The organism is Streptomyces sp. NPDC007872, from assembly GCF_042868165.1.
In the GTDB taxonomy this organism is placed as follows: Bacteria; Actinomycetota; Actinomycetes; order Streptomycetales; family Streptomycetaceae; genus Streptomyces.
Map to the genome: position 1 here is coordinate 213545 of NZ_JBIAEA010000004.1, position 13582 is coordinate 227126.

Annotated in this window: 12 protein-coding genes; 11 read left to right on the plus strand and 1 reads right to left on the minus strand. The window is 71.7% G+C overall.

The window, feature by feature from the left end; genetic code table 11:
- Positions 1–66: 66 nt before the first annotated feature.
- From ACFYNX_RS15520 to ACFYNX_RS15530, 3 genes are all read left to right on the plus strand, one after another.
- On the plus strand, positions 67–252 hold the full coding sequence (locus tag ACFYNX_RS15520) for a DUF1272 domain-containing protein (RefSeq protein WP_365542940.1): 186 nt from the start codon (positions 67–69) through the stop codon (positions 250–252).
- Positions 253–606: 354 nt separating this feature from the next.
- On the plus strand, positions 607–2913 hold the full coding sequence (locus ACFYNX_RS15525; protein ID WP_388661832.1) for an excinuclease ABC subunit UvrA: 2307 nt from the start codon (positions 607–609) through the stop codon (positions 2911–2913).
- A gap of 820 nt (positions 2914–3733) precedes the next feature.
- Positions 3734–4267: an NUDIX hydrolase gene (locus ACFYNX_RS15530; protein WP_388661834.1), complete on the plus strand. Its 534-nt coding sequence runs from the start codon at positions 3734–3736 to the stop codon at positions 4265–4267.
- Here ACFYNX_RS15530 and ACFYNX_RS15535 read toward each other — a convergent pair.
- Positions 4245–5591 carry a hypothetical protein gene (locus ACFYNX_RS15535; RefSeq protein ID WP_388661836.1) on the minus strand — a complete coding sequence of 449 codons (1347 nt, stop codon included), beginning with the start codon at positions 5589–5591 and terminating at the stop codon, positions 4245–4247. The genes ACFYNX_RS15530 and ACFYNX_RS15535 overlap by 23 nt on opposite strands.
- A gap of 315 nt (positions 5592–5906) precedes the next feature.
- Between ACFYNX_RS15535 and ACFYNX_RS15540 the strand changes: the two genes are divergently transcribed.
- The 8 genes from ACFYNX_RS15540 to ACFYNX_RS15575 all read left to right on the plus strand — a co-directional run bounded on the left by ACFYNX_RS15540 (position 5907) and on the right by ACFYNX_RS15575 (position 13578).
- On the plus strand, positions 5907–6236 hold the full coding sequence (locus tag ACFYNX_RS15540; RefSeq protein ID WP_388661838.1) for a hypothetical protein: 330 nt from the start codon (positions 5907–5909) through the stop codon (positions 6234–6236).
- Positions 6237–6429: 193 nt separating this feature from the next.
- Positions 6430–7554 (plus strand): radical SAM protein, encoded by a 1125-nt coding sequence (locus ACFYNX_RS15545; RefSeq protein WP_388661840.1) that lies wholly within the window; start codon positions 6430–6432, stop codon positions 7552–7554.
- A complete protein-coding gene (locus ACFYNX_RS15550) occupies positions 7551–7715 on the plus strand; it encodes a hypothetical protein (protein ID WP_164494953.1) in 165 nt (54 codons plus the stop codon). Before ACFYNX_RS15545 ends, ACFYNX_RS15550 begins: the two co-directional genes overlap by 4 nt.
- An 88-nt stretch (positions 7716–7803) precedes the next feature.
- Complete coding sequence (locus tag ACFYNX_RS15555) at positions 7804–8670, plus strand: GNAT family N-acetyltransferase (RefSeq protein WP_388661842.1); 867 nt, start codon at positions 7804–7806, stop codon at positions 8668–8670.
- A 167-nt stretch (positions 8671–8837) separates the two neighbouring features.
- On the plus strand, positions 8838–9263 hold the full coding sequence (locus ACFYNX_RS15560) for a hypothetical protein (RefSeq protein WP_388661844.1): 426 nt from the start codon (positions 8838–8840) through the stop codon (positions 9261–9263).
- Between the two features lie 127 nt (positions 9264–9390).
- On the plus strand, positions 9391–10227 hold the full coding sequence (locus ACFYNX_RS15565; protein WP_388661846.1) for a TIGR03084 family metal-binding protein: 837 nt from the start codon (positions 9391–9393) through the stop codon (positions 10225–10227).
- Positions 10227–11924 carry an acyclic terpene utilization AtuA family protein gene (locus ACFYNX_RS15570; RefSeq protein ID WP_388661848.1) on the plus strand — a complete coding sequence of 566 codons (1698 nt, stop codon included), beginning with the start codon at positions 10227–10229 and terminating at the stop codon, positions 11922–11924. The genes ACFYNX_RS15565 and ACFYNX_RS15570 overlap by 1 nt, the downstream gene beginning before the upstream one ends.
- A gap of 46 nt (positions 11925–11970) precedes the next feature.
- Positions 11971–13578, plus strand: coding sequence for an acyl-CoA carboxylase subunit beta (locus ACFYNX_RS15575; protein ID WP_388661850.1), 1608 nt, complete (start codon positions 11971–11973; stop codon positions 13576–13578).
- Positions 13579–13582 lie beyond the last annotated feature (4 nt).

Sequence of the window (13582 nt, forward strand, 5' to 3'; positions counted from 1 at the left end):
TTCCGGAAGCCGGGCGCGGCTTCGAGGATGGTGACGTGTCCGGCTGTACGAGAGAGGGAGGCCACCGTGGCCCTGGAGATGCGTGACCGGTGCGAGCGGTGTCGGGTGGCGGTCCTGCCCCTGGACGGGCTCGCGCGGATCTGTTCGTACGAGTGCAGCTTCTGCGTGCCGTGCGCCGACGCCATGGGGAGCATCTGCCCCAACTGCGGGGGCGAGCTCGTCCCGCGACCGCGCCGCTTCGCCGCGGGGTAGGGGCGGCCGGGGGGAGAGGGGTGACGGGGGAGGGAGATGACCGGGGAGGGGGGATGACCGGGGAGGGGGGTGCGGGCCGGTGGGAAAAGTTCCTGGTGCGGCGCGCATGCCGTCCGTCTTCCCGGGCACACGGAGGGGGAGCGCGTGGGACCGCTCCAGAACGCCGGGCCTGTGGTTTCCCCCCCGTACCACGGGCCCGGTGAAGCAAGGGCGAGCGGCTCGCACACCTGGCGGAGGTGCGGGCCGCTCGCGGCTCGTCGTACGGACTCCGTGAGAGGTGATTTTCTTGCGGCCCCCACAGCGCGGTGCGCGCGGCGCCCTTCCCCCGGGGCCCGCCCCCTCATGATGGCGCCCATGAACGCCCGTAACGAACCCGACGCATCCGTCATCCGTGTCGTGGGAGCGGCCGCCAACAACCTCAGGAACGTCACCGTCGACCTGCCGAAGAAGGCCCTGACGGTCGTCACCGGCGTCTCCGGGTCCGGCAAGTCGTCGCTCGTGCTCGACACCGTCGCCGCCGAGGCGCAGCGCCTCGTGAACGACTCGTACCCCTCCTTCGTACGCAACCGGCTCCCGCACATGCCGGCGCCCGAGGTGCAGTCGATGAGCGGGCTCACCTTCACCGCCATCATCGACCAGCGCCGCTTCACGGGGAACGCCCGGTCCACCGTCGCCACGGCCTCCGACATCGCCCCGCTGCTCCGGCTCGTGTTCTCCCGGATCGGCGAGCCCTCCGCCGGGTACTCGCCCGCGTACTCCTTCAACGATCCGACGGGCATGTGCCCCGCCTGCGAGGGGCTCGGCACCGTCGTCGACATCGACGTCGACGAGCTGATCGACCCGGAGAAGAACATCGACGAAGGGCCCGTGCGGTTCAGCCAGTTCCGGCCCGGCGTCTACCGCTGGAAGCGCTTCGCCTACTGCGGCCTCTTCGACCGGAAGAAGCCGCTGAAGGACTACACGGAGGAGGAGAGGGACCTCTTCCTGTACGCCGACCGGATGAAGCTGCCCGATCCGGACCCGCGCTTCCCCAAGACCGCCCGCTTCGACGGCGTCGTCACGCGGATGCGCGACGTGTACGTGAAGAACCGCCCGGCCAAGATCTCCCCGCAGGTCCACGAGGAGCTGGAGCGCCTCACCACGCACCGCGTCTGTCCCGCCTGCGGCGGCGCCCGCCTCAACGAGGCCGCCCGCGCCAGTCTCGTCGACGGGCGGTCGATCGTGGACTGGTCGGCGATGTCGGTGGCCGAACTCCGCCGCGTACTGGAGGACTTCGACGATCCGCGCGTGGCGCCCGCGCTCGCCGGGATCCGCCGCACCCTCGACGCGCTGCTCTCGGTCGGGCTCGGCTACCTCTCGCTCGACCGCGAGTCGTCGACGCTCTCGGGCGGCGAGGCGCAGCGCGTGAAGATCGTCCGGCACCTCGGGAGCGCCCTCACCGACATCACGTACGTCTTCGACGAGCCCTCCTCCGGCCTCCACCCCGCCGACGTGCAGCGCCTCAACCAGCTCCTGCTGAAGCTGCGCGACGCGGGCAACACCGTCCTCGTCGTGGAGCACCACCCCCAGGTGATCCGCGTCGCCGACCACGTCGTCGACATGGGGCCGGGCGCGGGCGCGGACGGCGGGCTCGTACGGTTCGAGGGGACGCCGGAGGAGCTGCGGGGGAGCGACACGCTCACGGGGCGGCTGCTCTCGACGCCCCTGGAGCTGCGGCGCGAGGTCCGTGCGCCGCGCGGTCACGTCCGGGTCGCGGGCGCCTCGGCGCACAACCTCACCGGCTTCGACGTCGACGTCCCGATCGGCGTCCTCACCGCCGTCACGGGCGTCGCCGGCTCCGGCAAGAGCTCCTTCGCCGTCGACGAACTCCCGCGTCAGCACCGCGAGTTCACGGTAGTGGGGCAGGATCCCCTGCGGGGCGGCGTGCGGTCGATGTCGCTGAGCGTCCTCGGCGTCGCCGACGGCGTCCGCGGGGCGTTCGCCGCCGCGTCCGGGCTCGAACCGGCCTGGTTCAGCTTCAACTCCAAGGGTGCCTGCCCCGCCTGCCGGGGCAAGGGCCACATCACCACCGAACTCGCCTTCCTCGACGACGTCGCCACCCCCTGCGACGCCTGCGGGGGCGAACGCTTCAACCCCACGGCCCTGAAGGCGGAGCTGGACGGCCACACGATCGCCGACGTCCTGCGGATGGCGGCGGGGCCCGTGGCCGAACTCTTCGCCGACCGCCCCGGCATCGCGGAACCGCTGCGGTGGCTGGAGCGCGTCGGGCTCGGCTACACCGCCGTCGGGCAGTCGCTCGACACCCTCTCCGGCGGCGAGAAGCAGCGCCTGCTGCTCGCCCGGCACCTCAGCGCCGCCTCCGCCTCCGCCGGCTTCGCGGAGGAGCGGATCGTCCTCGACGAGCCGACGACCGGCCTCCACCCCAGCGACGTGGAACGCCTCGACGTGCTCTTCGCCGACCTCGTGGACGCGGGCGCGACCCTCGTCGTGGTCGAGCACAACCTCCGCGTCGTCGCCCAGGCCGACCACGTGATCGACATCGGCCCGGGTGCCGGCGCGGACGGCGGCCGCCTGCTCTTCGCCGGCCCGCCGGACGAACTGGCGGGACGGGAGGACTCGTTGACGGGGCGGGCGTTGGCGGCGGCGGCCGCGAAGGGGTGAGGATGTACGACGCGGTGACCGCCGGAAGGAGTCGGCGCGGTGGCGGGTGGCGCACGCTCCGGACACCGCGTCCACGACGGTTTCCAGAGGGCGCTGCGGGAAGCCTGCCGCACGCGTCCGCCCCGCTAGCTCCCCACCCATCGCCGCCCCGGCCGGTCCACACCTGATCCACTGGGCCGACTCGGTCTCCGGAGAAACCCCAGGAGCAGATCTCCTGCGGCTTCCCCCGGTCGTCGTGGAGCACGGCACACCGCGCGTACCAACGCCAGTGGTCGAACTCCCCGAACCTCGGCACGTGTGCCCGGGTGAGCTTCCGCGTCCCCAGGACGTGCAGCGCCTCCTCTTCGGTCACCTGTTTCATCGTGGAGCAATCCGGCTTCTCGTCCGGTCCGATGATCCGGAAGATGTCGAGAATCGAGTGAGTCCCGTCGTGCTGCACGAGCTCGTGCTCCCACAGCTCCTCTTCGGTCTCGGGCCACGGCAGCCGCTCTTCCTCCGGACACCGGTCACCGCCGGGCCCCAGTAGTACTCCCGCGCCTCGAAGACCTTCCGCCGCAGCGCATCACGCCCCGACGAGATCCTCCTGATACGGCACCGTGTAGTCCCATCCCGACGCGCCCATAGGGCGGCGCCCCTCACGCAGCTCTTCCAGAACGGCTGGACGGTGACAGCGGCCACTGACAGAACCAGGCCGAGGGGCAGGAGTGCCGAGGAGGCGGAGGCGTCAGTATTCGTCACCCTGACGCAAAATCTAGCTGAACCTAGCGGAATCCAGAGGTGGTTCTGCGATCCTGGAGGCCGATCGAGAGGGGCCGCAGCGATGCAGTGGAAGATCCACGGGGAACGTCCGATCTACGAGAACGCCTGGGTGAACGTATGGCTCACCGACATCGAGACCCCGGACGGGAACCGCTGGGAGCACCACGTCGTCAAGCTCCGGCACCTGGCCGTGGCCGCCGTGGTCAACGGGCGGCGTGAGGTGCTGATGATGTGGCGGCACCGCTTCATCACGGACGCCTGGGCGTGGGAGCTGCCGATGGGCCTGGTCGAGGTGGGCGAGTCCCCCGCCGAAGCGGCCGCGCGTGAGGTGCTGGAGGAGACCGGGTGGCGGCCCGGTCCGGTCAAGCCGCTGATCTACGCCGAGCCGGCGAACGGCATCACCGACTCCCAGCACCACGTCTTCCGGGCCGACGGGGCGACGTACGAAGGGCCGCCGACCGAGAAGAACGAGTCGGACCGGGTCGAGTGGATTCCGCTGGCCGACGTGCGGGGCATGATCGACCGTCGCGAGATCGTCAGCAGCGGCTCCCTCGTCGGGCTCCTCTACGTGCTCATGGACGAGGCGATCCGCTGACCTGGCGGGGCAGTACTTCTCGGAGCCGGGACTCGAACGCCACCGCGGCCGGTTCCCGGCGGAAGGGTTCCAACTGCTCGTAGAACTCGCGGAGGTGGCCGGCGACGCGTTGCGAGCTGACGGCCGCCGCCGGGACCAGGGCGTCCATCGCCGTGTGGCACGCCTCGTCGAGCTTGCCGCGCTGGAGCTGGGTGCGGGCGAGCCAGAAGGCGTGGAAGGCACGGCCCCGGTGGTTCGTCGTGTGTTCCCGGCGCAGGGCGTCCGCGATCAGGGGTTCGGCGAGGACGGCCTCGCCGAGACGGCCGTGTGCGATGCCGGTGTCCACGACCAGCTTCGTCTCGTCGAAGTACGCCACCCATGCCGGGTCCGGGTCGCCGGGGCCGATCCGTCCGAAGTGGGTATGGGCTTCCGAGATCGCGGTGTGGGTGGCGCTGCGGTTCCCGAGGGTGGCGTGGGCGAAGGCTTCGCGCATCGCGAGCATGGCCAGGACGCGCGGTGTCGCCCCCACGGCGGCCCGGGCCTGGTCCTGAGCCGCCGTGACGAGAGCAAGTGCGTCCCCAGGTTTGTCCTGGTAGGTGGCCTGGAGGCTCATGCAGGCGAGCACGTTGGCCATGAACTGGTGGTCGTCGACCGCCTTGGCCAGGCCGAGGGCCTCGGTGAAGTAGGCCCGCGCCTGGTGGTACTGGCGGGCGTCGAAGTACGTCCATCCGGTGAGCCGGGCCAGCTCGGCGGCGATGCCGTGCAGGCCGTCCCGCATGGGCGAGGAGCGCTCCTCCTTGAGAAGTCCGACGACATAGCGGAGCTGTCCGACGACCGCCGGCCGTAAGGCCTCGCCACCGTGTTCGTCATCCCGGCGCCAATAGTCCGTGATCGACGAGTGCAGCGCGTTCAGTGTCGACGGGCTGAGGTCCCGTTCGGCTGCCAGGGCGAGGATGCTGTCCACGTCCGTCCCGGGTAGCCCCGCGGCCAACTGCGCGTCAGCGGATGATGCCGCTTCGGTGGGTTCGCATGGCGTGACGGTCAGGTTCTGCGGTGTCTCCCACGCGCGCCGGGCCAGACCGAGCATGTGTCCAGGGATGCGCAGGCCGTCCGAGATGCGCTCGATCACGTCCATGTGCAGCAGTTGCCGCCGCCCGTCGATCACCTCGCCGACACGGCTGGGTGTCAGGTCACAGCGTCGAGCGATCATCGACGGGTAGATGCCCGCTCGCGTCTTGACCATCTGAAAGATGCGGCCGAAGTCTCTGGCCTGGCATGCCTCGATCATCACTGGATCCGTCAGCAGGCCGACGGGGAGTTCCTTCGAGCGAGATGGCTCGGGCATCGGCACGCTCCGGCATGAGGACTACGGATCGCCACTCTTTGTCAACCGTCGGTGATATTACCCAAGTTGGGTAACCCGCTTGGCCTTTCTGGGCCACTGCCGGATCGCGATGCTCCTGGTCATGGCGAACGGACAGGACGACGTACGGATGACGCTGCGGGTCTCGCGCGACTCCGGCCGGACGTGGGGGCCTCTCACAGAGGTACGGGTGAGCAACGATCCGGAGCTTCCGGACAACCCCGGCCGCTTCCCGCCGTGCGCCTGTCGCCGATGTGCGGAGCGGAATTCGGCCGAATCCCTCTGGGTGGTGTCGTGATGCGGTGTGCGCACTGGCGCCGGGTGCCCCTGGACCTGCTGCTGGAAACCCGGGAGAAGCCGACTGTCGATCACGTCGACCGGGCGGTGCAGTGCCAACTGTCCACGCACGAGGACGGTGACCACTTCGGTCTCCTGAGCGACACCGGCCCGTGCGGGACCGCCCTGTGGCTCCGCTGGTGCGGGACGGGCGAAGCAGAGCCCGTCGTTCTGCCGGACTGCCCGGTGGCCGCCCCGGGGCCTGACGGTGAGGGCTGCTGTCTGTTCGCCGACCACGCCACGCAGCACACCTGGGAAGACGCCCTGTCGGAGGTCTCGTGGACCAGTTGATCGCGAGTCCGCGCAAGGCCCGGCGCCCTCGCTCGCCTCGCAACGAACAGTGCGGGGATTGCGGTGGCAGCGGCGCCAACTCGTCCGGCAGGACCTGCGGCACCTGCAATGGCCTGGGCGAGCTCCACTGCCGCGCCGGCCGTCAGGAGTCCCGTGTGCCGTTCCGCTTCGTGATCCGAAAGGAGGGCCATCGATGGCCCACACTCTGATCGCCTCCCCGTTCCTCGACGGGCACCTTCTCCTCAAGCCGGGAGCACGGGCCGGTGCCCGGATCTCCGTCGACCACTTCGAGGGTCTGCGCCGGGCCGCCACCGACGGTGAGTCGCTTCCCGCCTGGGCGGTGCAGACCGCCGCCGATGCGTGGGGCCTGGACCTGGGCGGCCGACCCGCACAGGGCACCGTGCTGGTGCGCGAGCCGTCCCCGTACGGCTACTGCCGAGCCTCCTGGGAGATCAACCTCGGCTGCAACTTCGGCTGCAAACACTGCTACCTCGGCGAGAGGCCCTTCTCCGGTCTCGGCTGGGACGACAAGGTGCGATTGCTCCACATCATGCGTGAGGCCGGCGTTCTCTGGCTCCAGATCACCGGTGGCGAGCCCATCATGGATCCCCACTTCCAGGACGCCTACCGGTACGCCTGGCAGGCCGGGATGATGCTCACCATCTCCACGAACGGCTCGCTGCTCTGGCGGCCGGACCTCCTCGAACTCTTCCGGGACTGCCCGCCCTATCGGCTGGTGGTCAGCATGTACGGAGCGAGCGAGGAGTCCTTCGACGCGCTCACCCAGCGCCGCGGGGCGTGGAAGGCGTTCCGGCGCGGCATGGGCGCCGCACGTGAGGCGGGGTTGCCACTGCGCATCAACGTCGTGGTGACCGAGGACAACGCTGACGAGGCCGACGAGATGGCCGCCCTCGCCGACGAGTGGAACGTCGAGAACCACGCGTACACGAACATGACGCCCACGATCTACGGCGGTGGCGAGCCGCTGCTCGCCCAGTCCGCCGCCCACCTGCGGCAGCGCAAGCCGTTCGCCGGCTGCAACGCGGGACACACCTTCTTCCACGCCGACCCGCACGCCAAGGTCTCGATCTGCAAGGTCGGCCGGGACGACCGGATCGACCTCATGGTCGAGGGCATCGACGGCCTCACCCGGCTCGGCGCCATCGCCGACCGCCTCATGCTTCGCACCGGAGGGTGCGGGGGCTGCGCCCTGTCCGGCACCTGCCGGGTCTGCCGCCCCCTGGCCAAGCACTACCAGGAGGCCAAGGCGCCGCTGCACAGCTACTGCCAGCACGGAGACAAGGAGAACGCCTCATGACCCCGCCCGTACCGGTGACCATCCTCCCCGGCCCGCCCACCTCGGCCCGCCGCGCCGCCCCACCCGTCGCGACCGCGTCGATCACCGCCGTCCAGGACCTCGACGTGATCGTGGAGAGCGCGGAGTGCTCCTGCGACGCCGGGGACGACAACCCCCACTGACCGGCCTGATCCGGTCGGTTTCGTTCAGGCCCCGGCGTACTCGCGTCGGGGTCTGAGCCCTGCACGTCCCGCCGCTAGGGTGCCGCTCATGTTCTTCCGCTGGGACTGGCTCCGGCCCCAACTGACCGTGCCGATCGTGCCGACCCTTGGTCCCGTCCACCCCGATGCCCTGTCTGTCGGCCTCTTCGAGGACGTCCTGCGAGCGGCCGGAACCGGGGACTTCCTGCCCTACGACAAGGACCGGCGCTGGGGCGGTGAGAAGGACGAGAAAGTCCTCCGTGAGGACATGATCCACCGGCCCGAGCGCACCCTCATCCCCACCCTGACCCGACGCGGACGCGGCACCGTGAAGGTCTTCGCCTATGGGCTCCGCGACAGCGTCGTGGAGGAGGCCGCCGAGCTGGCCGTGAAACTCGCGGCCGTGCACGACGTGGTCAACGCCCGGGTCGTACGGCTCCTCGGCCCCGGGACCGCACACCCGCAAGGCACCCGTATCCAGATGAAGGACTTCGCAGACGGCCCCTGCCCCGACCCGGGTGGCCCGGTCCGCCCCGTCACCGCTTGGCCGACCGCTGTTCAGGAGACCTTCGCCCTGTTCGCCGAGGCCATGACGGGCGACGGCCTGGCCTTCCTCCACACCCGAATGCAGGTCGGCCGGTGCGGACCGGTCCTCGCTGCCGTCGTCGAGGAGCGGATCGTGGGTGCCATCGGCCCCATGGAGGTGCTCCCCGACGCCATCGGACGCCCCCGGCTCATGCCCCAGTACTTCGCCGTCCTGCCCGAGGTCCGAGGGCAGGGGCTGGGACGCGTCCTGTGGCGGGCGGCGATGCACTGGGGCCAGTCCCACGGCGCCGCCTACCAACTCCTTCAGACCGAGGTCGACGGCCCCTCTGACCGGCTGTGCCAGGCCGAAGGACTCACCTCCCTCGGCTTCAGCCACACCGCACCGGTATAGAGGGGTCGGTTTCACGGCGCGAGCAGTCGGGGCCGCCGCAGGCGGTGCGGAGACATGGACCCGACGGTCGCCTCGGATATCGGTCGAGCGCCCTCTCCGTACGGGCCGCGACCGGCACTCAGAGGTCTATGCACTTGATGTATACGCGGTGCGTATAGTCGGGCCGCATGGCATCACCCACACCCGCCCCCACCCCCGCCCTCCCCCGCCTCCTCAAAGCGCTCGTCGTCTCGTCGGTCGGCGTCGCCGCCTCCCATCTGGTTCTGTCCGACACCCTCTGTCTGTCGTTCACCGCCCAGGCCTCCGCCGCCCTCGGGGCCGGGAGTGGTTACTCCTCCGACCAGGCGTTCACCTCGGCTCTCGTCAACACCTTCCTGCTCATGCCGCTGGTCCTGTGGATCGGCATGCGGGTCGCCGGGGAGCGGAGGGTCGGTCCGATGGTGGTGGCCGGGACCGTGGGGTGGGTCGCCGCCGTCGGGCACGGCGTCGACGTGCTCGACAGCGGGCCCGGCGCGGTTCTTCCCCTGGGCTCCCTCGCCCTCGTCGTCGTCGGCGCCGCCCTCGCCTCGCTGGTGCGGCGGTCCCGGGCGTAGACGCGCCCCTCTTCCTCAAGCTCTTTCCAAAACTAAAGCAAGCGCGCTTGATTGTTTCTACTCCCGCTGCCATGCTCCTCCGCGAAGGCCCGTGACCGGGACCGCCCGTCCCCGAGGGGAGCGCACCGTGTCCGACCCCGTCGTCCTCCTCGACGACCTGCGCGACGAGAGTGACGAACTCGACCGTCTCGTAGGAGAGTTGAGCGAGGAGCAGTGGGGGGCTCCGACCCCCGCCCCCCGCTGGACGATCGCCCACCAGATCGCCCACCTCGCCTGGACCGACCGGGCCGCCCTCCTCGCCGCCACCGACGCCGACGCCTTCGCCGCCGAGACGGAGAAGGCCCTCGCCGCCCCCGACCGCTTCGTCGACGAGGGTGCCGAGGAGGGGGCCGCACTGCCGCCCGCCGAGCTGCTCGACCGCTGGCGCACGGACCGCGCGCGCCTCCAGGAGGCCCTGCGCGCCGCCCCGCCCGGCGCCCGCTTCCCCTGGTACGGGCCGCCGATGAGCGCCTCCGCCCTGGCCACCGCCCGGCTGATGGAGACCTGGGCCCACGGCCAGGACGTCGCCGACGCCCTCGGGGTCGTCCGCCCGCCGACCGCCCGCCTCCGGCACGTCGCCTGGATCGGCCACCGCGCCCGCGACTACGCCTACCTCGTCCGGGGCGAACAGCCCCCCGCCGAGCCCTTCCGCGTGGAACTCGTCTCGCCGAGCGGCGGGTTGTGGGTGTACGGGCCCGAGGACGCCGCCCAGAAGGTCACCGGGCCCGCCCTCGACTTCTGTCTCCTCGTCACCCAGCGCGTCCACCGCGACGACACCGCCCTCGTCGCCCACGGCCCCGACGCCGCGCACTGGCTGACCCTCGCCCAGGCCTTCGCCGGTCCGGCCGGAGCGGGACGTCCGGCGGGAGCGGGACGCCCGGCCGGACCGGGACGCCCGGCCCGCACCGTGCCCGGGGAGGCCTAGTGGTCCTCCGCATCGGCAACGCCTCCGGCTTCTACGGCGACCGCTTCGACGCCGTCCGCGAGATGCTCACCGGCGCCGGGCCCGGCGGCGAGCTGCACGTCCTCACCGGCGACTACCTCGCCGAGCTGACCATGCTCATCCTCGGCCGCGACCAGCTCAAGGACCCGGCCGCCGGATACGCCAGGACCTTCCTGCGCCAGATGGAGGAGGGCCTCGGCCTCGCCCACGAGCGCGGGATCCGGATCGTCACCAACGCGGGCGGCCTCAACCCCGCAGGGCTCGCCGACGCCCTGCGCGCCCTCGCCGCGAAGCTCGGCCTGCCCGTGCGGGTCGCGCACGTCGAGGGCGACCGGCTGCCCGCCCGGGACGGCGCCCTCGCCGCCAACGCCTACCTCGGCGGCGCCGGCATCGCCGCCTGCCTCGCCGCCGGCGCCGACGTCGTCGTCACCGGCCGCGTCACGGACGCCGCCCTCGTCACCGGGCCCGCGCAGTGGCACTTCGGCTGGGGCCCGCAGGAGTACGACCGGCTCGCGGGCGCGGTCGTCGCCGGGCACGTCCTGGAGTGCGGCACCCAGGCCACCGGCGGCAACTACGCCTTCTTCCGCGACCACGACCCGGCTCTCCTGCGCCGCCCCGGCTTCCCCGTCGCCGAACTCCACGACGACGGCTCCTGCGTGATCACCAAGCACCCCGGCACCGGCGGCCTCGTCGACGTCGGCACGGTCACGGCCCAGTTGCTCTACGAGACGGCGGGCGCCCGGTACGCGGGACCCGACGCGACCGCCCGGCTCGACACCGTACGGCTCACGCGGGAGGCCCCCGACCGGGTCAGGGTCGAGGGCGTCCGGGGCGAGGCCCCGCCGCCCACCCTCAAGGCCGGGCTCAGCCGCCTCGGCGGCTTCCGCAACGAGGTCGTCTTCGTCCTCACCGGCCTCGACGTCGAGGCCAAGGCCGCGCTCGTACGGGACCAGATCGAGGACGCCTTCGCACGGGGCGGGTCCCGTCCGGCGGAGGTGCGGTGGGACCTCGTCCGCACCGACCGGCCCGACGCCGCCACCGAGGAGACCGCGAGCGCCCTGCTGCGGCTCGTCGTCCGCGACCCCGGCCCCGAGGCCGTCGGCCGCACCCTTACGGGCGCCGCCATCGAACTGGCCCTCGCCAGCTACCCCGGCTTCCACGTCACCGCCCCGCCCGCCAAGGGTTCCCCCTACGGGGTCTTCGAGACGGTGTACGTGGACGCCGCCGAGGTCCCGCACACGGCCGTGCTCCCCGACGGGACCCGTCAGGGGATCCCCGTACCGGCACGGACCCGCGTCCTCGAACCCGTACCCGAGCCGGAGCTTCCGGAGCCGCCCGCCGGCGGGCCCGTCCGCCGCGTCCCCCTCGGCCGGATCGCCGGGGCCCGCAGCGGCGACAAGGGCGGCGACGCCAACGTGGGCGTGTGGGTGCGCACGGAGGAGGAGTGGCGCTGGCTCGTCCACGCCCTCACCGTCGAGCGGTTCCGCGCGCTGCTGCCCGAGACGGCGGACCTGCCCGTCGTCCGGCACGTGCTGCCGAACCTGCGGGCCCTCAACTTCACCGTCGCCGGGATCCTCGGCGAGGGCGTCGCCTCCCAGGCCCGCTTCGACCCCCAGGCCAAGGCCCTCGGCGAGTGGCTGCGCTCGCGCGAGGTCGACGTACCGGAGGGGCTGCTGTGACCGCCGCCCACCCCGTACCCCGCCGCGCCCCCCGAGAGGAATCCCCGTGACCGTCCTCGCCTCCGCCCTCGACACCGGCGGATCCGACTACGCCGACGCCCGCGCCGCCATGCTCGACAAGCTCGCCGCGCTCGACGCCGAGCACGCCAAGGCCCTCGCGGGCGGCGGCGAGAAGTACACCGTCCGGCACCGGAAGCGCGGCAAGATGCTCGCCCGGGAGCGGATCGAACTGCTCGTCGACCCCGACAGCCCCTTCCTGGAGCTGTCGCCGCTCGCCGCCTGGGGCAGCGACTACACCGTAGGGGCCTCCCTGATCACCGGGATCGGGGTCATCGAGGGCGTCGAGTGCCTGATCACCGCCAACGACCCGACCGTGCGCGGCGGCGCCTCCAACCCGTGGACCCTGAAGAAGGCCCTGCGCGCCAACGAGATCGCGTACGCCAACCGGCTCCCCGTCGTCTCCCTCGTCGAGTCCGGCGGCGCCGACCTGCCCTCCCAGAAGGAGATCTTCATCCCGGGCGGGGCGCTCTTCCGCGACCTCACCCGGCTCTCCGCCGCCGGGATCCCCACGATCGCGGTCGTCTTCGGCAACTCGACCGCCGGCGGCGCGTACGTCCCCGGCATGTCCGACCACGCCGTGATGATCAAGGAGCGGTCGAAGGTGTTCCTCGGCGGGCCGCCGCTGGTGAAGATGGCGACGGGGGAGGAGAGCGACGACGAGTCGCTCGGCGGCGCCGAGATGCACGCCCGGACCTCCGGCCTCGCCGACCACTACGCCGTGGACGAGGCCGACGCCCTGCGCCAGGCCCGCCGGATCGTCGCCCGCCTCAACCACCGCAAGGCGCACCCGGACCCCGCTTTCGCCGAACCGCCCAAGTACGACGAGGACGAACTCCTCGGGATCGTCCCCGGCGACCTGAAGACCCCGTTCGACCCGCGCGAGGTCATCGCCCGGATCGTCGACGGCTCCGACTTCGACGAGTTCAAGCCGCTGTACGGGCCGAGCCTGGTCACCGGCTGGGCGTCCCTGCACGGCTATCCGGTCGGCATCCTGGCCAACGCGCAGGGCGTCCTCTTCGGCCCCGAGTCGCAGAAGGCCGCGCAGTTCATCCAGCTCGCCAACCAGCGGGACGTCCCGCTGGTCTTCCTGCACAACACCACCGGCTACATGGTCGGCAAGGAGTACGAGCAGAGCGGCATCATCAAGCACGGCGCGATGATGATCAACGCCGTCTCGAACTCGAAGGTCCCGCACCTGTCGGTGTTGATGGGGGCGAGCTACGGCGCCGGGCACTACGGCATGTGCGGCCGGGCCTACGACCCCCGCTTCCTCTTCGCCTGGCCCAGCGCCAAGTCCGCCGTCATGGGACCGCAGCAGCTCGCGGGCGTCCTGTCGATCGTGGCGCGGGCGTCCGCCGCCGCGAAGGGGCAGCCGTACGACGAAAAGGCTGCCGAGGCCGACGCCGGTCTGCGCGCGCTCGTCGAGGCGCAGATCGAGTCCGAGTCGCTGCCGATGTTCCTCTCCGGACGGCTCTACGACGACGGGGTCGTCGACCCCCGCGACACCCGCACGGTCCTCGGACTGTGCCTCTCCGCGATCCACACGGCACCGGTCGAGGGCGCGCGCGGCGGCTTCGGCGTCTTCCGAATGTGAGACC

Excerpts from the sequence above, each read along its gene's own strand:
- ACFYNX_RS15540 (WP_388661838.1), top strand. The coding sequence starts at position 5,907 with ATGCGGTGTGCGCACTGGCGCCGGGTGCCCCTGGACCTGCTGCTGGAA.
- ACFYNX_RS15545 (WP_388661840.1), top strand. The coding sequence starts at position 6,430 with ATGGCCCACACTCTGATCGCCTCCCCGTTCCTCGACGGGCACCTTCTC.
- ACFYNX_RS15535 (WP_388661836.1), bottom strand. The coding sequence starts at position 5,591 with ATGCCCGAGCCATCTCGCTCGAAGGAACTCCCCGTCGGCCTGCTGACG.
- ACFYNX_RS15530 (WP_388661834.1), top strand. The coding sequence starts at position 3,734 with ATGCAGTGGAAGATCCACGGGGAACGTCCGATCTACGAGAACGCCTGG.
- ACFYNX_RS15550 (WP_164494953.1), top strand. The coding sequence starts at position 7,551 with ATGACCCCGCCCGTACCGGTGACCATCCTCCCCGGCCCGCCCACCTCG.
- ACFYNX_RS15555 (WP_388661842.1), top strand. The coding sequence starts at position 7,804 with ATGTTCTTCCGCTGGGACTGGCTCCGGCCCCAACTGACCGTGCCGATC.
- ACFYNX_RS15560 (WP_388661844.1), top strand. The coding sequence starts at position 8,838 with ATGGCATCACCCACACCCGCCCCCACCCCCGCCCTCCCCCGCCTCCTC.
- ACFYNX_RS15525 (WP_388661832.1), top strand. The coding sequence starts at position 607 with ATGAACGCCCGTAACGAACCCGACGCATCCGTCATCCGTGTCGTGGGA.